The sequence below is a fragment of the Leptolyngbya sp. FACHB-261 genome (assembly GCF_014696065.1).
Taxonomy (GTDB): Bacteria; Cyanobacteriota; Cyanobacteriia; order FACHB-261; family FACHB-261; genus FACHB-261.
Genome location: NZ_JACJPL010000001.1, coordinates 170,080 through 192,333, shown reverse-complemented (window position 1 = coordinate 192,333; position 22,254 = coordinate 170,080). Strand labels below are relative to the sequence as shown.

19 protein-coding genes are annotated in these 22,254 nt (G+C 52.8%); 11 read left to right on the top strand and 8 right to left on the bottom strand.

The features are described from left to right. Window positions 1-4: 4 nt before the first annotated feature. From cphA to H6F94_RS00845, 3 genes are all read right to left on the bottom strand, one after another. On the bottom strand, window positions 5-2,776 hold the full coding sequence (gene cphA, locus H6F94_RS00855) for a cyanophycin synthetase (protein ID WP_190800337.1): 2,772 nt from the start codon (window positions 2,774-2,776) through the stop codon (window positions 5-7). Window positions 2,777-3,054: 278 nt separating this feature from the next. Beyond that, window positions 3,055-4,044, bottom strand: coding sequence for a cyanophycinase (locus H6F94_RS00850; RefSeq protein ID WP_242040917.1), 990 nt, complete (start codon window positions 4,042-4,044; stop codon window positions 3,055-3,057). Window positions 4,045-4,235: 191 nt separating this feature from the next. After that, window positions 4,236-4,457, bottom strand: a complete 222-nt coding sequence (locus H6F94_RS00845; RefSeq protein ID WP_190800336.1) for a DUF4327 family protein — start codon at window positions 4,455-4,457, stop codon at window positions 4,236-4,238. 537 nt (window positions 4,458-4,994) lie between these two features. Between H6F94_RS00845 and pruA the strand changes: the two genes are divergently transcribed. Then, window positions 4,995-7,964, top strand: coding sequence for an L-glutamate gamma-semialdehyde dehydrogenase (gene pruA / locus H6F94_RS00840; RefSeq protein WP_190800335.1), 2,970 nt, complete (start codon window positions 4,995-4,997; stop codon window positions 7,962-7,964). A gap of 170 nt (window positions 7,965-8,134) precedes the next feature. Then, window positions 8,135-10,237, top strand: a complete 2,103-nt coding sequence (gene argZ, locus H6F94_RS00835; protein ID WP_190800334.1) for a bifunctional arginine dihydrolase/ornithine cyclodeaminase — start codon at window positions 8,135-8,137, stop codon at window positions 10,235-10,237. A gap of 45 nt (window positions 10,238-10,282) precedes the next feature. Here the strand turns inward: argZ and H6F94_RS00830 are convergent, their stop codons facing one another. Next, window positions 10,283-10,423: a hypothetical protein gene (locus tag H6F94_RS00830; RefSeq protein WP_190800333.1), complete on the bottom strand. Its 141-nt coding sequence runs from the start codon at window positions 10,421-10,423 to the stop codon at window positions 10,283-10,285. A gap of 248 nt (window positions 10,424-10,671) precedes the next feature. Here H6F94_RS00830 and H6F94_RS00825 point away from each other — a divergent pair, with 248 nt between their 5' ends. After that, on the top strand, window positions 10,672-10,947 hold the full coding sequence (locus tag H6F94_RS00825; RefSeq protein ID WP_190800332.1) for a hypothetical protein: 276 nt from the start codon (window positions 10,672-10,674) through the stop codon (window positions 10,945-10,947). Window positions 10,948-11,143: 196 nt separating this feature from the next. Here the strand turns inward: H6F94_RS00825 and H6F94_RS00820 are convergent, their stop codons facing one another. From H6F94_RS00820 to hemH, 3 genes are all read right to left on the bottom strand, one after another. Beyond that, complete coding sequence (locus tag H6F94_RS00820) at window positions 11,144-12,043, bottom strand: DUF3386 domain-containing protein (RefSeq protein ID WP_199320101.1); 900 nt, start codon at window positions 12,041-12,043, stop codon at window positions 11,144-11,146. Window positions 12,044-12,206: 163 nt separating this feature from the next. Then, window positions 12,207-12,422 (bottom strand): hypothetical protein, encoded by a 216-nt coding sequence (locus H6F94_RS00815; protein WP_190800331.1) that lies wholly within the window; start codon window positions 12,420-12,422, stop codon window positions 12,207-12,209. A 76-nt stretch (window positions 12,423-12,498) separates the two neighbouring features. After that, a complete protein-coding gene (gene hemH, locus H6F94_RS00810) occupies window positions 12,499-13,689 on the bottom strand; it encodes a ferrochelatase (protein ID WP_524537845.1) in 1,191 nt (396 codons plus the stop codon). 325 nt (window positions 13,690-14,014) lie between these two features. Here hemH and H6F94_RS00805 point away from each other — a divergent pair, with 325 nt between their 5' ends. From H6F94_RS00805 to H6F94_RS00795, 3 genes are all read left to right on the top strand, one after another. After that, window positions 14,015-14,350, top strand: coding sequence for an ArsR/SmtB family transcription factor (locus H6F94_RS00805; RefSeq protein ID WP_190800330.1), 336 nt, complete (start codon window positions 14,015-14,017; stop codon window positions 14,348-14,350). 104 nt (window positions 14,351-14,454) lie between these two features. Then, entirely contained in the window at window positions 14,455-15,801 is a 1,347-nt protein-coding gene (locus H6F94_RS00800) for an ATP-binding protein (protein ID WP_190800329.1), read from the top strand. Continuing rightward, the gene (locus H6F94_RS00795; RefSeq protein WP_242040916.1) at window positions 15,798-16,460 is read left to right on the top strand and encodes a DUF3386 domain-containing protein; all 663 of its coding nucleotides are present in this window, start codon (window positions 15,798-15,800) and stop codon (window positions 16,458-16,460) included. The genes H6F94_RS00800 and H6F94_RS00795 overlap by 4 nt, the downstream gene beginning before the upstream one ends. 113 nt (window positions 16,461-16,573) lie before the next feature. Here H6F94_RS00795 and H6F94_RS00790 read toward each other — a convergent pair whose 3' ends face one another. Continuing rightward, entirely contained in the window at window positions 16,574-16,795 is a 222-nt protein-coding gene (locus tag H6F94_RS00790) for a hypothetical protein (RefSeq protein WP_190800328.1), read from the bottom strand. 893 nt (window positions 16,796-17,688) lie between these two features. Between H6F94_RS00790 and H6F94_RS00785 the strand changes: the two genes are divergently transcribed. The 5 genes from H6F94_RS00785 (at window position 17,689) to H6F94_RS00765 (ending at window position 22,030) form a co-directional block, all read left to right on the top strand. Then, on the top strand, window positions 17,689-17,958 hold the full coding sequence (locus H6F94_RS00785; protein ID WP_190800327.1) for a hypothetical protein: 270 nt from the start codon (window positions 17,689-17,691) through the stop codon (window positions 17,956-17,958). A 146-nt stretch (window positions 17,959-18,104) separates the two neighbouring features. After that, window positions 18,105-19,484 carry a hypothetical protein gene (locus H6F94_RS00780; RefSeq protein WP_190800326.1) on the top strand — a complete coding sequence of 460 codons (1,380 nt, stop codon included), beginning with the start codon at window positions 18,105-18,107 and terminating at the stop codon, window positions 19,482-19,484. A 122-nt stretch (window positions 19,485-19,606) separates the two neighbouring features. After that, window positions 19,607-20,059 carry a Uma2 family endonuclease gene (locus H6F94_RS00775; RefSeq protein ID WP_190800325.1) on the top strand — a complete coding sequence of 151 codons (453 nt, stop codon included), beginning with the start codon at window positions 19,607-19,609 and terminating at the stop codon, window positions 20,057-20,059. Window positions 20,060-20,166: 107 nt separating this feature from the next. Further along, on the top strand, window positions 20,167-20,679 hold the full coding sequence (locus tag H6F94_RS00770; RefSeq protein ID WP_190800324.1) for a hypothetical protein: 513 nt from the start codon (window positions 20,167-20,169) through the stop codon (window positions 20,677-20,679). A 226-nt stretch (window positions 20,680-20,905) separates the two neighbouring features. Next, window positions 20,906-22,030 carry a THUMP domain-containing class I SAM-dependent RNA methyltransferase gene (locus H6F94_RS00765; RefSeq protein ID WP_190800323.1) on the top strand — a complete coding sequence of 375 codons (1,125 nt, stop codon included), beginning with the start codon at window positions 20,906-20,908 and terminating at the stop codon, window positions 22,028-22,030. Window positions 22,031-22,254 lie beyond the last annotated feature (224 nt).

Below are 22,254 nucleotides of genomic sequence, written 5' to 3'. Positions count from 1 at the left end.
TGCCTTAGGGATGTGAGTAGCTGATTACCTCAGGATCCACCGCTTCGCTATAAGCTGGCTGGCCGTTTTCTGAGCCGTTCTGCTGGCCATTATCTGGGGTAGTCGTGGGGGCAGGCGCTACAGGGGACAACGACGGGGTTGCTCCCCGAACTGGCTGACGGGCTTCGATCAGGCTGACGGCCCCAGCAATATCTGCCGCTAGCAGCACGACCAAAGCTCCGTCTGGAGCCGTGTCTAGGGCTGTTTCAATCGCCTGGGTTTCGTTCAAGATCACCTCATAGCGGCAATCTGGCTGCTTGCCCTGGGCTAGCACTGTCTCGATGCCTTGGGTGATCCAGCGAGCCGCATCACCCGTCGGGCGCTCGCGCTGATCGGATTCAGCTTCTTTGATAATGATTCGGTCAAATATATCTGCCGAAAGCCTGCCCAGCGTTTCTAAGTCTTCGTCGCGTCGATCGCCAGGGCCACCCACGACACCGATGCGCTCACCAGACCAATTTTTGACAAAGCTGCCCAGCGCCGTGTAGCCAGCGGGATTGTGAGCATAGTCGATCAGCGCGCTGAATCTTCCCATGTCAAACAGGTTCATGCGACCGGGAGTTTGGCTAGCGGAGGCGTTGAAGGTCGCTAGAGCCGCTCGAATATCCTCCATGCGAGCCCCTTGCGCGAAGGCGGCTAAGCTAGCTGCCAGGGCGTTCTGAATCATGAAAGGCGCGCGACCACCCATAGTTAGGGGAATGTTCACAGCCTGCTCAATACGTAGGGTCCAATCGCCCTTGAGGATCGAGAGATAGCCATTTTCATAGATCGCTGCCAGGCCGCCCCGTCGCGCATGATCTCGAACTACTGGATTGTTGGGATCCATGCTGAAGTAGGCAATCCGAGCCTTGACGCGGTTTGCCATATCGACCACCAGCGGGTCGTCAGCATTGAGCACGGCATGGCCATCAGGTTGAGCGCTTTCAACGACAACGCTCTTGAGGTAAGCCAGGTCTTCTACCGTGTTGATGTCGCCAATGCCTAAGTGGTCGGCTTGCACGTTGAGCACCACACCAACATTGCAGTGGTCAAAGCCCAAACCAGAACGCAAAATGCCACCCCGGGCCGTCTCTAATATTGCGACTTCGACCGTGGGGTCTTGCAAAATGACCTGAGCACTTTGGGGACCAGTGGTGTCGCCCTTCTCAATCAAATAATCGCCAATGTAAATACCATCAGTGGTGGTGTAGCCAACCACTTTGCCAGTCTGTTTAAAGATATGGGCGATCAGTCGGGTGGTCGTGGTTTTGCCGTTAGTCCCTGTCACTGCCACAATCGGCACCCGGCTCGGCGCGCCTGGTGGAAACAGCATGTTCACCACTGGCTCTGCTACGTTGCGCGGAATCCCTTCGCTGGGGCAGACGTGCATACGGAAGCCGGGCGCTGCATTCACCTCGACAATCACGCCGCCTGTCTCGCGCAAGGGCTTAGAGATATCGGAGGTGACAACGTCAATGCCAGCAATATCGAGACCGATGATCTTGGCAACCCGACGCATCAGCCAGAGGTTCTCGGGGTGAACAACGTCAGTACGGTCGATGGCAACGCCGCCTGTGCTCAAGTTAGCGGTGGCTTTGAGATAACAGACTTCGCCCTTAGGCAGAACTGTGCTCAGGTCGTAGCCGTACTTGTCGAGCAGTTCCCAAGTTTGGCGGTCGACTTCAATGCGAGTTAGAACATTGTCGTGACCGTTGCCGCGCCGTGGATCCTGGTTGGTTTGCTCGATCAATTCCTCTAGGGTCGATTTGCCATCGCCTGTAACTAAAGCGGGCACTCGCTCCGCAACGGCTACCACCTGGTCATTAATCACCAAAACCCGGTGATCTCGCCCTGTGTAGTAGCGCTCGACAATTACAGAAGTTGAGACATCGCGCGCTGCATCGAAGGCTGCTTTTGCCGCTGCCTTGGTCTGCACGTCCAGCGTGATCCCACGCCCATGGTTGCCGCTCAGGGGTTTGATCACAATTGGGAAGCCGCCGACATCGGCGATAGCCTCCTCTAACTCATCTAAATAGTTAATCACCGTGCCCCGAGGCACTGGCACCCCAGCATCGCCCAAAATGCGTTTGGTGCCCTCCTTGTCGCAAGCCAGTTCCACGGCTAGGATGCTGCTGCAGTCGGATAGGGTTGCTTGAATGCGACGCTGATAGACGCCCCAGCCCAACTGGATCATGGCGCGGCTGTTTAGGGCCAACCAGGGAATGTCCCGCGCTTCTGCTTCAGCCACAATCGATTCAGTACTGGGCCCCAAGCGAGACTCGTTGTAAATCTCCTGGAGGTCTTTAGTATCCTGCTCTAGCTCCTGGCGCTCATAGGAGCCCGTCTCAATAATTGACTGGCACAGCCGCACTGCGGCTCGGGCGGCATAACGGCCTGCCTTTTCGTCTTTGTATTCGATGGCAACTTGATAGGTCCCCGGCGTGCTGGTTTCGCGAGTCCGCCCAAAGCCCACCGACATACCTGCCAAACTTTGCAGTTCCAGGGCAACATGCTCAACGATGTGCCCCATCATCGTGCCTTCCGCAACCCGGCTCAAAAAACCGCCTCGGCAACCTGGCGAGCAATGATGCTCGATCAGGCTGGGCAGCACTGCGACCAGACCATCATAGAAGCCGGGGATCAGATTGGAGGGCTTCTCTGCCAACTCTTCCAGGTCCAGACGCATCACCACAATCTGATGTCGTCGGACGCTCCAGTAATTGGGACCGCGCAGCGTCTGTATCTTGAGGATCTTCATGTAAGCCTACTGGTGGGGAGGGTCAGGGCCATTCGTGCTTTCATGTCATAATGACCTGACATAGAGTGCTCAAATGGTGACGAAAGTAACGAAATCCGGGAACAAAAGTAGATCCTAATTGGACCAGCTTTAAAGTGTTGAATTGCTGATCACAAAATGTCTATGCCTAGGTCATAAAAGCGGCATGGATATGTTTGTCATGTTTGATCTTCTCTAAAATGCAATACCGAAATGACGGAGCTGAATTTCCCGTTTGAACTAGAAATTTAGCTCTCGATCTAAATAATTTGCTGAAGTACGGCTCGCTTATAAAGGCTATAGCGACCGCCCTGGCTGAGAATATGGACCTTCAAGTTGCAAATGCTTAGGGGGTCTTGCTCGCCAACCTGCGCACGGCTGTTGTAAGACACTTCACCCGGATCTACAACGGTCACGGTTCCTTTGCCAACAACCTGTAGCGTGCCATCGCCTTCGAAGACTGCACAGGTATCTTCATCAATGCCAATGCCAATGCGTTCAGGGAACGCAGCAACCGCACTCATCAAGCGCGCCATGCGGTTGCGGTTATGGAAGTGCTGGTCAACGATCACCTCTGGAATGATGCCGAGCCCAGTTCCCAGATCGACAAGCCCTCGATTCGGTGGTTCTCCACTCGCTCCCCCTGAAATCATGTTGTAGCCCATAACCGCGGCTCCAGCACTCGTACCTGCCAGCACTAACTGACCGGAGCGGACTCGCTTCTGAATCTGTAATGCCAGCGGTGTCTCCGCAATTAGAGCACACAGCCGCAGCTGGTCGCCTCCAGTCATGAAGGCTCCTGTGCAGTCTTCTAGGCGCTCCTGCATGCGCGGATCTTCGCTTTCGCGCCGATTGCGAATGTCCAAAATATCGATGGATTTCGCCCCCATTTCCTCAAAGATCTGGTGGTAAATCTGACCGATAATTTCCGGCTCTCGCGACGCGGAAGGAATGATGGCGACCCGAGCGTCAGCTGCCCCTGCCCGATTAAAAAAGGTCTTTAGGATGCTACGTTCGCCGACCTTATCCTCCGCGCCGCCGATGGCCATGACAGCAGCTTTGAGCGATGGGCTCAGGGGCGATTCCAAGGTGTTGTGTTCCTCTAAATGCGGCATGCTGGGGAGCTGGGACGCGAGTCTAATCAACCGCTCTAGGCGTTCGCGCAGAGGTGGGCCTCCAGACTGGATACCCCTGTTCCAAGCCTGAGCGGGCAAGCTAGGATCTCGGTCTGGTGAGCCAGGCTGTTTCAATGTGCCGTCGCAGTTGTCTTAGTTATAAAAAATACCCTATTCAGCGCTCGGGCTACGCGGCTCACGCAACTCATTGGGTACCAACAGACTTTTGATCTATTCATAACCCATTCATAGCCACCTCGAAGCAGCTACCGCTTGAGCGTTTCCTGACAGTGAGCATTCCCTGACAGTTTAGCGATAGTTAACAGCTAGTCGCTCCCCCATTCCTCGTGACTCATCAAGTCACTGAGGCGGTCCCGTAGCAGATAGTCATGCAACTCTAATTCCCGCTCGACCCATTGCCACTCTCGAGCCGGGAAATACTGGCACAGCACGTGAATCGGCTGCCGAGGATTGAGGACACCGGCATCCACTAAATGCCGAGCCTCATCTTGTATTGTCGCCAGAGAGAACTGGAAAGACTGCACCATATCTGGATAACCCTCGCGATCTCGATAATCCTGGCCAGAGAATTCTGAACTTAAGGCCTAAGGTTGGCCTCTAACCTCACACTGCCTCTAAGAGAGCTTGCTGAGCTTCAACCCTGAATTCCTTACTGAGGTTTCAAGTTGTCTAAGCAAAAGCACTCATTAAAACTTACTGTATTCAAGACTACTAAACCTCACTCATTTTCACGCCTACCCTATCGGACGAACATTAAGTTTTGTTAAAATATAGATAGATCTACCTAGAGAAGGAGGCTGAAACTACCAGTATCCCAGCGCTTAAATAGCTCTGCTACTTAGAGAAATCATAGTTTTGGCTTAGACAAAGCGCCCGGATAATCTCGTCTTCTTAAGGTTTACTTAATGTTTCCAGGGTGCTAACGAGTCAGGAGACAGGGAGGATAATGGAATTATCTGCGGCGTGCTAGTCCCCTGCGTTATGCGTAGCTGGTCCGCAGTTGAACCAGTTTGATTGCTGGTCGATTAGCCGTTCCTAAAGCTTGATACGAGGAGCATCCTGAAGTGGTTGTGCAAGTTGGCAGTGCTTACGAGTTGAAAACTCGTGAGATCGCACAGGCGATCTTGGTGCAGGGGGCCCGGGGGGAGCGTTCTTTCTTAGGAGCACTCCGCGACCAGATGCGTTTGGATGACAAGCTCATGAACTGGGCGATGGGCAACGATAGTTTGCGGGTACAGTTGTTCCGCTTTGTCGATGGCCTGCCCTCATTACGCAGTAAGGCAGAAATTGCCCGTCATCTCCAGGAGTACCTGGGTGAGGCGGAGGTGCCAGGGCTCAAGGGCCTACTCAATTTCAGCAAACCCGACTCGCCCACCGGGCAAATCGCCGCGACCACTGTGGCAACTGCAGTGGAAACCCTGGCGCGTCGCTATATTGCGGGTGACAACATCCAACAGGCAATCAAGAGCATTGAGCGGTTGCGCAAAGAACGCATGGCCTTCACGCTGGATCTGCTGGGCGAAGCAGTCATTAGCGAAGTCGAGGCCGAGTCCTACCTCAATCGCTATCTCGATCTGATGGCGCAACTCGCTCAAGCGTCTAAATCCTGGTCGCGAGTGCCGCAAATTGACGAGGCGGATGGGGAGCCGTTGCCTCTGGTGCAAGTTTCGGTCAAGCTGAGCGCCTTCTATTCGCAGTTTGACGCGCTAGACGCTGCCAGCAGTGCCGCTAAAGTCAGTGAAAAGATCCGCATCTTGTTGCGGCGGGCCAGAGAATTGGGCACAGCTGTCCACTTCGATATGGAGCAGTACGCCCACAAGGACCTGACCCTGAGCACGCTCAAGTCAGTCCTGCTTGAAGACGAGTTTCGTACGCGCACTGATGTCGGCCTAACCTTGCAGGGCTATCTGCGCGACTCGCAGCAGGATTTAGAAGGCCTGATCACCTGGGCTAAGGAACGGGGGCACCCGGTCACAGTGCGTTTGGTCAAAGGCGCTTATTGGGACCAGGAAACGATCAAGGCCTATCAAAACGGCTGGTGGCAGCCGGTGTTCAACCAGAAGTCGTCCACCGATGCCAATTACGAAGCGCTAACCCGCCGTTTATTGGAAAACCATGAGTATCTGTGGGCCGCAATTGGTAGCCACAACGTGCGTTCTTTGGCCGTCGCTATTGCCACAGCTCAAGAACTGCAAATTCCCAAGCGTCGCTACGAGCTGCAAATGCTCTACGGCATGGGCGACAAGTTCGCTAAAGCCTGTGTGGATATGGGTCAGCGGGTGCGCATCTACTGCCCCTACGGTGAGCTCATCCCCGGTATGGGCTATCTAATCCGCCGCTTGCTGGAGAACACGGCCAATAACTCTTTCTTGCGCCGCAGTGTGGAAGAAGGCCGCCCCAGCGAAGAACTGCTCCAGCCTCCCGTGATGGAAAAGACTGACGGTCACGGCTTGCAAGTGGTAGGTTTTCACGGCGCTGCTAACTCGGATTTCTCTCAAGCCCAACCGCGTCAGCTGGCAGAGCAGGCTTTAGCAGAGGTTCGTGCCCGCTTAGCTCAGACCTACAACCCCTGGATTAATGGCACAGCTGTGACCACGGCTGACCATCTGGACTCAGTGAACCCCTCCAAACCAGAGGAAATCGTGGGCAGAGTGGGTCTGGCCAGTGTGGAGCAGGCCGAAGCCGCCGTGAAAGCAGCCAAGACTGCCTTTACGACCTGGAAGCAAACTAGTGCCACCCAGCGCGCGGACATTCTGCGCAAAGCTGCTGACCTGATGGAGCAGCGTCGGCAGGAGCTTGCTGCTTGGATTGTGCTGGAGGTGGGCAAACCCTTGCGCGAAGCGGACGCCGATGTTTCGGAAGCCATTGACTTCTGTCGCTTCTACGGTGAGGAGATGGAGCGCTTGCAAGCGCCACGCAGCCGCAATGTGCCCGGTGAAACCAACGAGTATCACTATCAGCCCCGAGGCGTCACTCTGGTCATCGCGCCTTGGAACTTCCCCTTTGCAATTCCAGTGGGCATGTGTGTGGCAGCCCTAGCAGCGGGCAATACGGTCGTGTTCAAACCAGCTGAACAATCCTCCGTGATTGCGGCCAAATTCAATGAAGTGCTGCAAGCGGCGGGCATTCCATCTGGCGTGTTCAATTTCCTACCTGGGATCGGCGAAGAAATTGGACCGCGCCTGGTGAAGCATCCAGATGTGCATCTGATTGTATTTACCGGTTCGCAGAAGGTGGGCTGTCAGATTTACGCTGATGCAGCGGTGCTCCAACCCGGCCAAAAGCACCTCAAGCGAGTGATCGCCGAGATGGGTGGCAAAAACGCGATCATCATCGACGAAAGCGCTGACCTGGATCAGGCAGTGGTCGGGGTCGTGCAATCGGCTTTCGGCTATGCCGGTCAGAAATGTTCAGCCTGTTCCCGGGCCATTGTGCTGGAGCCGGTTTACGACGCCTTCGTGACTCGTTTGGTTGAAGCGACCCGTTCTCTAAATGTGGGTCCGGCAGATCAGGCAGGCACCAAAGTTGGACCTGTGATCGACGCTGAAGCTCAAGCCCGCATTCAGGACTACATCTCTAAAGGTCGCCTAGAAGCTGAAGTCGTACTGGAGGCGCCGGTCCCTGAGACTGGCTACTTCGTCAAACCCACGATTTTTACGGGCGTCAAACCTGACTCGATGCTGGCTCAAGAAGAAATTTTCGGGCCAGTGCTAGCTGTCATTAAAGCCAGCAGCTTTGACGAGGCCCTGCAAATTGCTAACGGCACGGACTATGGGCTCACGGGTGGTTTGTACTCGCGCACGCCGTCGCACATAGCCAGAGCTCGTGCTGAGTTTGAGGTTGGCAATTTGTACATTAATCGAGGTATTACTGGGGCTTTGGTGGACCGTCAACCGTTCGGTGGCTTCAAACTTTCGGGGGTGGGCTCAAAGGCGGGTGGCCCTGATTATCTCCTGCAATTTCTTGAACCGCGAGCAATTACCGAAAACACGCAGCGCCAAGGCTTTGCGCTGATTGAAGGTGCAGATCAGTAGTGCCTTTCGGTAGTGCTTTGCTGAGTTAGTCATTTGCTGCTGTATACAGTTTTTCCACAAGCGTTGCGAACTTGTGGAAATCTTTTAAGGTCTCAGCTCAGCACTGCGATTTCGTCCTCCAGCAACCCCCATTTACGTCTCTAATTCACCTATCGAGTTGGCATCTTCCCATGACTTCCCAGATCCGTTTTCTGATGTGCGCGCCTGACCACTACGACGTGGACTATGTAATCAATCCCTGGATGGAGGGGAACGTTCACAAGTCCTCGCAGGAGCGGGCGGTTGAGCAGTGGCAAGGGCTCTACCACGTTCTCAAAGACCGTGCCTTAGTCGATTTGGTCACACCTGAGAAGGGCTGGCCCGATATGGTATTTACTGCCAATGCTGGCTTAGTGCTGGGCGACAACGTGGTACTCAGCCGCTTTTTCCATAAGGAGCGTCAAGGTGAAGAACCTTATTTCAAGCAGTGGTTCAACGAGTCTGGTTATAGGGTTCACGAGTTGCCCTTGGAACTGCCTTTTGAAGGCGCGGGGGATGCCCTACTAGACCGGGAAGGGCGTTGGCTCTGGGCAGGTTACGGCTTCCGCTCGGAGCTAGACTCCCATCCCTATCTGGCGAAATGGCTGGATATCGAAGTGGTTTCTCTGCGTCTGGTTGATGAGCGCTTTTACCACCTGGATACCTGCTTCTGTCCGCTTACCGGTGGCTATCTGCTCTACTATCCACCTGCCTTTGACGCCTACACCAACCGTTTAATCGAGATGCGTGTGGCACCTGAAAAGCGCATTGCTATTGACGAGCCGGATGCTGTGAACTTCGCCTGCAACGCCGTCAATGTTGGGCAGATGATTATTGTAAACAAAGTTAGCGAGGAACTGAAGGCTCGTTTGGTAGAAGCGGGCTTCGAGGTTGTCGAAACGCCGCTGACCGAGTTTCTCAAGGCCGGGGGTGCCGCCAAATGTCTGACCTTGCGCGTGACCGAGCCAGTTCGCGCCGAAGCCCGTGCCATGGCGGCAGTGGAGGCCCGTACGATTGAACTGAAAGGCCATCTGTTGGACTCTGGCCTGATCAGCAAGGCCCTGGATTTGATTGTGGAAGGGGGCGGTAGCTTCCAGGTACTTAACTTCAATCTGGGCGAGCAGCGCCAGAGCACTTCCTTAGCCCAAATTAAGGTGTCAGCGCCCGACCATGATGTGATGGAGCGCCTGATGAGCCAGCTCATCGACCTGGGCGCAGTGCTGCCAGAGCGCGAGGTCTGCGACATCAATCTGGAAGTGGTCACCCAAGCTGGGGTGGCACCTGAGGACTTCTACGTCACTACGATCTACCCCACCGAGGTTCGGGTTGAGCGTGAGTGGGTGAAAGTTCAAGGGCAACGCATGGACGGCGCGATTGTGGTGAGCCGTACTGCTCAGGGATCCGTGGCGCACTGCAAATTGCTGCGTGATCTCGAAGTTGGCGAGCAGGTAATCTGCGGTGTGGATGGCATCCGTACCGTTCGCAAACCAGAATCCCGTGATGGCAAGAGCCAGGAATTTACCTTTATGGGTTCCGGCGTATCCAGCGAGCGCCGGGTGGAATTGGTGGTCGAGCAGATCGCTTGGGAACTGCGTCGCATCCGTGACCAGGGTGGCAAAGTCGTAGTCACCGCCGGCCCGGTGGTTGTGCACACGGGTGGTGTCACGCACCTAGCCTCTTTAGTTCGGGAGGGCTATGTGCAAGCGTTGTTGGGCGGCAACGCTATCGCTGTTCACGACATTGAGCAAGCCTTGATGGGCACCTCTCTCGGCATGGATATGCAACGGGGGGTGAGTGTGCGTGGCGGCCATCGCCACCACCTCAAAGCGATCAACACGATCCGAGGCTGTGGCAACATTGCCCAGGCCGTGGAGAGGGGCATCCTCAAGTCCGGCATTTTCTACGAATGCGTAAAGCACAATATTCCCTTCTCCCTGGCTGGTTCGATCCGCGATGATGGTCCCCTGCCTGATACCGAGATGGACCTGCTCAAGGCTCAGGCTGACTACGCTCGTCTGATCGAAGGCGCAGACATGATCCTGATGCTGTCTTCGATGCTGCACTCGATTGGCGTAGGCAACATGACCCCCGCTGGCGTCAAGATGGTCTGCGTCGATATCAACCCTGCTGTTGTCACTAAGCTGGCTGACCGTGGCTCTGTGGAATCGGTTGGTGTGGTCACCGATGTTGGTTTGTTCCTGAGTCTGCTAGTGCAGCAGTTGCGCAAGCTGGTCGATGCCTATGTGATGGTCTAAACCTCACTCGCGCCCTCATCTATCTTTGGGACTTGGGCATTTGGGCTAACGGTTCGCGGGCTCTAAAACAGGCGCAGGGATAGTTGGCCCAGTGCGAATACCCTCTGGCACGGTGGCACTAGCGGCTGAGGCCAGGGACAGGACAAACAAAGTGACTAGCGTGAGCTTTCTTAAAGAGGAGTTCATAAGACCTCCTGGGTTTATACCAGGCTTAGACTGTTTGGATTCTTACCGTCTAGACCTATCCTATCGCTTGTACTGTCAGAAGTCAAACAGTATGAAAAGGTAGAAATGCTGCCTGCATGGTGTCTGAACGTGAAGTTTTATGAGAACTCTGCAAAGAGATCGTCTTGGGGCCGTATGGTTCTTTCTACACCCCTAGGGGGGGTTGCTATTAATGCCCATCAGGTCCCCTGGTCGACACAAGGAGAACTATGAGAGACGGTGACATCAAAGACCTGCACGCAGTGATCCGTGGCTACCGCATCCAACGAAATACTCGCTGGCTGGCGGCGGTCGGGACCTTCGTGATTTGTCTTGCTGTGATTTTCTTGCCTGATCCGCTTCGCAAGCTCGTCGCCGCTATGTCGCTGCCGGCTCTGCTGATGGAGGGGTTACAGGTCACGCTACTCAAAGGCAATCCGAACTGTCGATTAGTCCTGGAAGAAACCAAAACTCCTGTGCGCTATGGGGAAGAGCAGGAAGTTTAAACTCAGTTCGCTTGCTGAGCTGTAGTTAAAGCTCTGAAATCTCAACCAAATTCTAACGGCTGGAACGATTGCTAAGCAAAAGCTTCCAGCCGTTGTTTGATGGCTAATTCTGTTGGATTCTGCTTAATTCAAATTGAGCAACAGTGACGCTGATCGTTCTGTTGATTCTCTACAGTTTGCAATCTATGGCTTTGATCTAGGCCCTAGTTTCCGACAAGGGCTGTATGTCATTGAAGCGAATCAAAATATCATTTTGCGAACTAGGGCGCGAACTGGAAGCTGTCTGACTGGCTTCTGAGCGCCGAATGGTTCGGTTAGTGAGCAAATAATATTGGCCGACTTTCTCATAAAAGTCTTGGACATCATCTTCTCCTAAGGGCACATCCGTTTTGACATCGCGGAAATTGGATTGGTAATGAGTCACCAGATAGCCTTCTGGAGTTTGGATTGAACCCAAGGTATCGACAGTGACCGCGACTTGGCCCATCACGCGGTTAACTTGGGCAATCTCAGTCCCTTGTAATTTGTAGCGGGCATTAGCTGGATCGCCGATTTCGCGGATTTCTACCGTCTTAGAATCGCCAGCATTTTCTAACTGAAAACTGTGCTCTCCATGCAGCGTCTCAAAGGGTACGCGCCTGCGATGGATCGCTTCCATTTGTAATTGCTCAGTGACAAGCTGACGCACCGTATCATTCTCGATGTTGGTGACTAAAACACTGAGATCTGGATTGACCTGAACTAATCCGTGAAAGAGCGCTTGACCGTACTTCAGAGATACCTCAGCTTTGTAGCCCGGAAATTGTTCATCCCAGGTATAACGGTTTTCATAAGCAGCTCGAAATAGGTCACGAGCCGAGGTGTCTTGAGCCGCTGTGGGGGTAGCTGATTCAGGAATTTCGACAGGCAATTGAGCCCAGGCTGCCGGTAGCCCCCCGCATAACCCCCCGAACAGTCCCCCAAACCATAGAGAAGTTGCCAAAAGCAAACTCAGGCTCCAGCGCAGAAGACGGGGCTGTAAATGGCGTTGTACGGTCAGCATGTTTTGGCAGGCCAGGTTTGATTTAGGAGCTTGGCTCCATTGTGGAGATCTCATCCTCTAGGCTGCTTCCATCTCACTGCCGATGCTGAGCGTAAACGCTGGTCTCACTTTTTCAAAGTGCGCGCTCAAAATGCTCTCAAAGTGCTTTCTCAAAACGTCAGAAGGCCACCCTAAGGTGACCTTCTGCTCAAGTTCTATTCAGGTATTTGGCTGAAGCCTAATCGAGGTAACCCATCAGGTTAGAGTCATCACCCAGATCATTGGAAGCTATGGGGCGCTCAATGCGGACATATTCCGGCAAGCTGCGCAACTGGAGAGCTCCTCTGTCAGACTTTTGGGTTTCCTTTTGTGGTTCGATTTGAACTGGTTGTGCTTTCACGTCTACGATCTGGTCCGCGTTACCACTCTTGCCTTGGTTCTGTGTGCTAGCCATCATTGTCTCCTGACTACGTTTGCTCGAAACTTGTTTGCTCGGAGCTTTGCCTACCCTAAGCTTTGACAGGGCAGTTTTACATCAAACCGAGGAAGTGAAGGAACCCCTGGCCTGTGGCGACTTCCACCAGCGCAGTTGCAACAAAACCCACCATGGCAAACCGGCCATTCCAGGTTTCCGCTCCTGCTGTGAAGCCCCAATTCCAGGCATCGTGGTACTCTAGCACCGGTTGCTCTGGACCCTTATTCGCTGCTGCCAGGGTTAGAGGCGGCTCGCGCAACGTCTCTAGCACCAGGTCGGCCAAGTCCTCAATAAAGTCAGGCTCAGTGTTCAGTGCGCTGACCCGTTGGAAGTTCTCGATGCCTGCGTGCTCAGCGACTTCGCGATACTCCAGGTCGATCTCCTGCAGGGTCTCAATGTGCTCAGAGATAAAGCTGATGGGCACCACTAGCAACTCTTTCACACCCCGATTGCCAAGTTCCTCAATGGCATCTTCGGTGTAGGGTTGCAGCCATTCGATTGGGCCAACCCGGCTTTGATAGGCCAGAGTGTGATGGTTCTGAACTTGATGGTTCTGGCGCAGCGCTTGCATGATCAAAGCTACACAGGCTTCGATCTCTCGCTGATAGGGATCCCCAGCATCTTCTACATAACTGCGGGGTACGCCGTGGGCGCTGAAAAAGATCTGAACCCGTTCGGGCTGCGGAAACTTAGCCAAGTCGCGGGCGATCATCTTCGCCATCACGTTGATGTAGCCAGGCCGGTCGTACCAGGAGCGAATAACGCTGTGCCCAACCTTGGCGAGCTGCGAGTCAGAGGCCCAAAGTTGCTCCAACAGCTTGAAGCTAGAACCGCTGGTGCTGATCGAGAACTGCGGATAGAGAGGCAATATTACCACCTGCTCAACCCCATCTCGCTTGAGCCGCGCCATGGCTTCCTCGGTGTAGGGATGCCAGTAGCGCATGCCAATGTAGGTTTTAACCGGCTGCCCACGTCGCTGTAGAGCCATCTCCAGGGCAACCGCTTGCTCCTCAGTGATGCGGCGCAGGGGAGAACCCCCGCCAATCAGCTCATAATTCTTAATCGACTTCGGGGCACGCAGATTGGAAATCAACCAGGCCAGGGGCTTTTGCAAAGCGGGCACTGGCAGACGAATAATTTCCGGATCGGCAAACAGGTTGTACAGGAAGGGTTGAACATCCCTCAGGCTGTCTGGTCCACCCAGGTTAAGTAAAAGAACACCGACATGACCCATGACCTGCGCCACCGTTTGTGTGACTCCTTATTAAGATTAGCTAAAAATGACCAAAGTGTTTGCCGCCTCAGCAAGGTGCAGCAATCTTGCGGGGCCAAATCATACATTTCTGAGAAAAACCTATAGAAAACTTGAGATTCTAAGAAATCAGCAGAAAAGCTGAAAAAAGGCAGGATTCCATATGCAAAGCTCTGAATATTCATATAATACAAACAGGATACACTGCAACCGTCGGCTCACCTTAGCTAGTTCAAAGCAGCTTGGGAAACCTAGCTGAAGAGACCTGGTTCAAAATACCCACTGGTTTGCGCGAAGAAGGATAGGGAGTGATTTAAAAATGCCGAGCCGTGTTCTTGAGAATCTGGCCGATCTGTTTTCTGCCTTATCCCACCCCAACCGGATCCGGATTGTGCAAGCGCTGGCAACTGCTGAGCGTGACGTAACCGAGCTGCACTCCAGCTTGGAACTCAGCCAATCCTATGTCTCTCAGCAACTCTCTGTGCTTAAGAACAGTGGATTGGTTAAGGTGCGTCGGGAGGGGCATCATGCTTACTACAGCTTGCGGCACGATGGGCTGCCAAAGCTAATCGATCAGGGTTTGGATCTAGTTGAAGAGGATATTGCTAGGGCGCGGGAGCTGGAAAAGGTCATCGGTGCAGTGCGTAATCATTAGCTCCGCGAGTAGTCGTGCCTTTGGTCACTCAAGCTACGGGGATCGGAGCGCTAGGATAAGGTCAGAACTTCGTTTCTGTTTCTTCCTATAAGCTTCTCTTACACTTGATTGAGCCGTTTTCGGACAACTGGGCGTACCTCAAAGCCGAACTGGGCTGGCTGGATAGGCTCTTAATGGCGGCTGTGGCTCGGCAACGCAAGGAAACTGGCAATGTAGATCGAGTTGCCCGTGGCCGTGCCGATAAAGTCAGCAGTCATTGGTGGCAGGGACTAATCTTGGTCCCAGAGGCAGCAGAGCGGGGCGGCGATGGAGCCAACTTAGAGGGCTTGCCCCTGCGCAAGTCTACGCCTAAGAAAGTTGAGTCAGAAACATTTCAAACCCTACTGGATAAGCGGATCAGCCTGAGTCGTAGCCGTGGTATTGCCTTGGCGCTGCCAGAGTTGCGGGACCGGCTGAAACTGAGTGTGTTTGAGAAGAATCTGGCGTTGCTGTGTCTGGCGCCAGAGTTTAGTCGCCGTTATGAACGCCTCTATAGCTATCTCCAAAATGAAACTTGTGCTCAACCGCTGGTAGATCTGGCCTTGCGGTTGTTCTGTCGCTCTGAGGAGGAGTGGCGGCAGGGACGGGCCTTGCTCAGTGGTGCCTCGCCTTTGCTGCGTGAGGGTCTAATAGAGGTTGGCGAGGCTAGTTCACTGTTGGTTTCGCCGTTGCGCTTGAGTCGCACCGCTGCTGATCTGTTGCTGGGTCAGACCTTGCTGGATCCGCCACCGACCTTGAGTTGGAGCCAACTGGTGGTTGCAACCAGCACTCAAGACCAGTTGCGGGAAATTTGTCTGCGGGTCCGGGGTGCCCTTAAGCTTGGCGAGCCAGGTCCAACTTTGGCGTTGTTTGTTGGCCCAAGCGGTACGGGCAAGACTTTGGCCGCAGGTGTTCTGGCCACAGATCTGCAATTGCCGCTGGTGGTGTGCCATACGCTGAGCGATCTTCAGCGACCTGCGCTTGGTTCTGTGGTGCGGTTGTGGAAAGGAGATTCTAAGCTGGTTGATTTGACGGAGCCGCTGGGAGCAAACTGGGCAGCGAGCTTGGGTCCGGGACTGGTCATTTTTAGTGTGCACTCGTTGGCGAGTCTGTCCTTGGCTTGGCGGCAGTCGATGAACTACACGATCAGCTTTGCCCAACCCACGCTTCTACAGAGACAGCAACTTTGGCAGCAGGGGGGGGCCGTAATCTGCGACCCGGAGTTTGTGCAATTTCTGGCCCAGCTGCCGTTGTCAGGGGGCATGATTCGCAGGTTTGGGCATGAGGCGGCATTGCTAGCGGCGGGGGAAGGCCAACCTCTGAGCAAGGCTCATCTGCTCCGGGTCTTGGCGCGAGAGGTTCAAAAACCGGGTTATCCAGCCAGAATTCGTAAACTAGTAAAAGCAAGACAGCAACAGGAGAGCTCCCCTTGACCGAGTCAACTCTGACCACAGAGACCACAGAACCAACAAGTGCTCGTGAGCTGTTCCGCGCAGCCTACGAAAATCGCTACACTTGGGACCAAGATTTCCCTGGCTATCGCGCTGATATTGAAGTTAAGCAGGGCGATGAGGTGTATCGGGGCCAGGTGCAAATCAACGCCAATTACAGCGTGGAAGTGAGCGGCTTTGAGGACGAGAAAGTCCAGGAGTCGGTTTACACGCAACTACGCGATATTGTCACGCACCGTAAGCGCAATGTCTTTGATGTGGCGCATGGCAAGAACAGCTTTAATCTAGGCGAGACCGACAATACTGGAGCGGTTGAGATTCTGGTGTCGGGTGATGCGATGGGCTCTAACTATAAGGTTCGGGGCAAGGAGATTTCGATGGTGAGTCGGGTCATGGGGCCGATGGCTTTCGTGATCAATCACCTGGCGTCTCAGGATACGGGCGAAGGCTATATTTCTAAGGAATATACGGCTGTTTTCCGCAATCCGAAAACGCATGATATTGTCCGCCAGATGAAGTTTGAGGAAGCCTACGAGAAGGTGGGCGAGTACTACTTGATGAAGCAGCAAATTATCAATGTGAATGAGAAGGGCAACCAGAGCACCACGGAGTTCAATTTCTCGAACTTGCAGTTGCTCTAAAATTCTGGTTCTCTAAAGTCCTGGTTTAAGTTGTGGATCTAGCCCCCTGGCTCCCGATTGTTCTGAGCGAAGCTCATGATCGGAGGTTGGGGGGCTTGTTGTAGTTTCTGTGGTTAGTGATTGAGCTGAACGACGGTTTTGTTCAAGATGCTGGCATCCTCGCGCCATTCGCGGATGGTTTCTCGGTTTTGTTGTTGGCTTGCGGCTTGCTCTGCTTGCCAGAAGCAAATCCGACTCAGAGCCGCGACGAGGGTAGACAGGCTATAGCGCTGCATTAAGACCTTCAGAATATTTAGATCGCTGTCGCTAAATGCGGGAGTAGACAGTTGAGTCATGGAGGGAAATCCTCAATAGGTTTTGAGGGGCAACCAGTGAAGATTGCCCCTTCGCTCCCTCTCTTAGGTCCCCACCTGACCCGCTTGAATGGGGTGAACCGCGACGCAGTGCTAAACTCCGTCGTAGCCTTTGGGTTGGCAAACACCAACCTAGAGGTCAGTCGCCCAGGGTTGACGCTAACAACCCTCGGCGGCGCTTCAAGACTGGACTGAACAGAAACAATAGGGCAAAGCTCAGGGTTTGGCAAGCGTAATTTGTGAGCAAATGAAAACTTGCATCAGAGTTCAGTGGATTTTCTGAGGCGAGTGGAGCAAGAGCCTGACCTAATCTCCATGACAAAGGTAAACAAAATTAAAGATCAACTAAAATTTCCGCTGACGTTACTTCCACAAGTTCGTAAGTAAGGACAACAAGTTTGGGAGTAACGTCAACAAGTTCGGGAGTAAGGACATAAGTTTGTGTCCTTACGACAGCAAGTGTGGAAGTAACGTCAACTCCTTCTGTCCCTACGTCAGTTAGTCCAGTCGTTGTGACTGCAAAGTAGCTGTTCTATCCGTGCTCCCGTAGCCCTGAAACTAGCAGGCTCCTACCGGTATGCACCTTTTTAGAGAAGCCTGCTCGATTATGGTTCTTTTTACTAGGGGTTGCCGTCTAGCTTGCCGCTTCCTTAACAGGTAGAAGAAAGCTGTCTCTTTACACTCCTAGCCTTTCGCCTAGAGATATGCTGAAACCTTTAACCCATCCACTTTACTGAGGGTAATATACGGAGAATTCAAATTGGGTACATTGTTGTAGTGCTGTGTTTGCTGCACGGGCACGGGACGTTTACAAGAAGGCGAAGCGCTTTTCTGAGCGGGTAGCCAGAAGTCGTGCAATCCGACTAAAGCGTATTATGCTCCAGATCATCACCGGCAAGTTTTTCACGAGCAACAATCTCCACGTGACGCGTCATCGTGCAGTTCTCTATAGAAACTATGCGCCGTCACAACACATGGTTGAAACGTCTGATGGAGGAACGCTCTTACCGACATCATTTGAGACGTCTGCTGGGTCATTGATGTCAACAACTATCTTGCAGCCTTCCGGCGAAGTATTTCCGTGGCTTTATGAGGTAGAGGAGAAACTGGAAGCGATTCGCCCTGATGGCACCAAGAGTTTTTGATCAGCGTTGGTGCTGACTACTTGGTTCAAGATTTCGCCGCTGTCGCTGCGTTTGCCCTAAACATCACTTGTACGTCCGATCTTGAGCGGACACGCCGATTAACGCGTGATCAACACGCCGCTTTAGGAGTGCCACATCCACCCAAGATGTACGTCGCTCGTGTCTTCGAGCCACGTATTGAGCCTCAAGACAGTGACGGAGCACGCTTGCTGAAGTTCGTCAGCGACCTTGTCAGTCTGGATCGCCACACCTATAAAGCAGTCATGCGCGCTGTGCGCCGTTATGTTAATGGCTTACATCGCATCGCTGACGATTTAGACCTTGCTTATGCGCTGCTCGTGGCCTCCATTGAGTCGCTCGGTCAAGACTTCGACGCTTTCACTCCGACCTGGGAGGATTTCGAGCAGCGCAAACGTGTTGCGCTTGACAGAGTACTCGACAGAGCTAGTACCGACGTCGCTGCAGACGTTCGCAACGTGTTACTCGCCCATGAACATCTCGCATTAGCAAGGCGGTATCGCGAGTTCGCATTGGAGCATTTGAGTCCTTCGTTCTTTCGCGAAGAGGCTGTTGGAGAGCCCTCACCTGTGCGCCGTAGTGACTTGCCCAAAGCCTTAGAGCAGGCTTACGTGTTCCGCTCCAAATATGTGCATAGGCTTCTGGAACTGCCACGTTATATCACAGGTGTTCCATCAAAGGTCGATACCGTTCGGGTCGAGGGCAAGCCGACTCTTACGTTTCACGGCCTAGCCCGCATCGCACGACACATCATCAGTGAGTTCGTTGCTCGTGCGCCAAAATGCGAGCGCGAAACGCTTGACTATCGTAAAGAGCTGCCCAACACTTTTCGGGCGCCGCTGGCATTCACGGTCTGGGGTAATCGGAGTTCGAGCTACGACCATAAAAGTGCACGTCGTTATCTCGGCGGCTTTTTACAAGAGGTCACCCCTACCCTGACCAGTAAACCTTTCACCACAGTAGTGCCTATTGACGTTCGACCCTTAGTCAAGAAAGTCGAAACGTTGGTGCCAAGTCTTGCCAGAGCTGAGCAGCGCCTACCTCTGCTAACCCTCTATTTTCTCTTTCATCACTACTTTTCACCTACGTATCATCAACCCGACTACAAACAATTTTTCGACAAGTATATTGGGGACTTCGCTTCCCCCTCTATCGAGAGTATGCTGTTCCACGTGCTCAGAGATAACAAGCCGGAGTGGACGCTTGAAGAGTTTGAGACGTTGCGTTGCGACTACTTCAAGCAGCGCTACACCAAAAACGGATTGGAAGTGGGGGCTACGTTGGAAGTGGCGTTAACTCTCTTCTCTGCGGAGATGCACCGCCGTGAGGGACATGAGGAGCAGGCCCGCGAACTCGTCTCCGAAGCGGTGGAGAATCTGCCTGGTCGGACATCACTTTTGGATTTCGAGCTTCGTATGGCTGAGGTTCCACTCCCAGCTATCAGCTGGAAGGAATTATTGCTTCCAGCTTTGCCCCAAGCCTTGCCGGAAGAGCAGCAAAGCAGTTGATCAAGTACAGCTCAAGAAGAATAAGAAGTACCCTAACTAGGCAGTCACTACGAGCGAAAGAACTTGCTTAGGCAACAAGGCTTTGCTACGCTCATCTGCACGTGGCTACCACCATAAAGTGAATGGGTAAGCACAGCACAATTCGGACTGAGTTCTCTACTGCCATTAATGTAATCCTTAAACCTAAACAGATTGCACGGGCATTTTCAGGGCTGCGTTGCACTTTTGGCGGACGATCAACCGTTCCAGATATATCTGTGTTTACTTGGGCTAGAATTCCACGGGATACCAACGGCGAGATTGCCAATACCTTTTTAATTACTCCTGACTGGACCATCGAGATTTTGTCACTCGACCAGAGTCAAACAAAAGTAACTAAGAATATCTTGCACTGTCTCAACTATGGAACTCAGATGGGTTGGCTGATTGATCCAAATGAGCAAACTGTGTTCGTTTATCTTCCCAAGCAGCAACCAGAAGTATTTGACGAGCCAGGGCAAAAACTTCCAGTTCCTTCCTTTGCCAACGAGCTAAATCTGAACTTGGAAACTGTATTTGGTTGGTTTTTAGAATAAAAGCATTATACGTGCTGCACATCCGAAAACTCGGCTGAAAGGGTACAGCGATCATTCCCATCGCTGCAAAATATGTAGAATGAGGAGAAAATTCATTCTCCTGTACAATGCCTCTCAATCTTCTCTACGAAAACATCCTTTTTGTTGTGACTGCTACGTTATTTCTAGTAGTAGTAGGTTGGACCTGGAGAAATGCCAAACCTTATGACCTGCCGCAACCCTTACCAGACTGGTTCAAAGTCTGGTTCTTGACTATGCAAATTGGGGGAATAGGATTGCCACTAGTGGGGCTTGTTTGGAGCATTTGGCAAGGCTATTCCAGCGTAGCGCTGGTGCTGGTGTCGTACTTCGTGCTGCTGGTGCTGCAAATTCTCTGCGAAAGTCTATCGCTTCGTCAGTTTCGCTCCGTCGTGTTCGTCATGGTGCCATACATATACCTGCCTTACCGCGTTTGGCAGCTATATGAGGGCTTAACCTGGCTGAATCTCGGTGATGAGTTGCCCTGGATTCAAAATCTACTGTTGTTAGAGATTGTCCTGTGGACTGGAAATTATGCCTTGGATGTAACACAACTACCCAGGCTTTTGCATTGGGAAGTTAAGGATGACGGCAGCTATTGAAGCGTAAAAACTTGCAGTCCTATCTTTTGCCAACAAGCTAAATCTGAGCTTGAAAACTATATTTGGTTGGCTATTTAGAATAAATAACGCTATATGTACTTCATATCTAGAAATTCGGCTGAGCGAACTGCCGAATGCCCCTAACGCAGATGCGAAGCTGGCTTAGATCCACTCAACTGCACCTTTATGCCGATTCATCACTCACCGAGGACAGTACACTTCAGATATGGGTCAGTATTTTGCAACGGTTGCTCGGGGATTAGAAGCGCTCGCGGCTCAGGAATTAGAGCAACTGGGCGCTCATTCTGTAGAACCAGGCTTTTGTGGAGCTGCCTTTGAGGGTGATCTCACCCTGCTCTATCGCGTCAACTTGTGGGCTAGGCTGCCGTTCCGAATTCTAATGAAGCTGCACGAGTTTCCTTGCCACGATGCCAAGGATCTCTATCGCGGTATCCAGACCCTTGATTGGTCAAAATACCTGACACCAGACCTAACCTTGGCAGTGAATGCCACCGGCAAAAATGAGCAGCTCAACCACACTCATTTCACAGCGCTCCAAGTCAAAAATGCAATTGTTGACCAGCAGCAGGAAAACTTTGGCGAGCGTTCAGATGTAGAGACTCAAGAACCAGACGTGCAGATCAATGTTCATATTGATCGCGATCTTTGTACCGTCAGCCTCGACAGTTCTGGCAACAGTTTGCACCGTCGAGGCTACCGTCCTGCTGTTGGTGCAGCTCCTCTGAAAGAGTCTTTAGCGGCTGCTCTCATCCAACTTTCGGGTTGGCAACCAGAGCAGATGTTTTACGATCCGCTCTGTGGTTCTGGTACCTTACCTCTAGAGGCCAGCTTAAAGGCACTTAACATCGCACCAGGACTGTTTCGAGAGCGCTTTGGATTTGAAACTTGGCCCGGCTTTGACTCGTCCCTTTTAGAACAACTAATCCAAGAAGCGGAGGCCAACCAACGAGATACCCTTCCCGCGCCCATTTGGGGAAGTGACGGTGATGAAGCCGTAATCGATCAGGCGATCACCAATGCCGAAAAGTGCGGGGTCTCAGATCACGTCTGGTTCTCACAGATAGACCTTGCCGAAGTTGTAGCCCCTGCAAACAGCGGCGTTCTGTTCTGCAATCCACCTTATGGGGAACGGTTGGGACGAGATAGCAACCTGGCGGGATTCTACAAACTTTTAGGCGACGTTCTGAAACAACGCTTCAAGGGCTGGACTGCTTTTGTGCTGAGTGGCAACAAGGAACTATCTCAATCGATTGGGCTGAAATCATCACAGCGATTTGCAGTGTACAACGGCTCTTTGCCCTGCCAGTTAATGAAATATGAGCTGTACTAGAGAGCGAGATTCAGGAGCTCAAAGAATCACCAATAGCTATGCCGCAGGCTATCTAGAAAATCAGAAATTTCGCTGCGTACAAGTTATCCAGAAATCAAACGATGCAACTCAAAAGCACTGTGTGTAATGTTGCAATCTTTTTGCTGCTCTGTGCTCATCACGCGTTAGCGACTCAGCTATTGATCTTGCCTACTCAGCTATTTGCCTTACGCTGATCAAGAGCG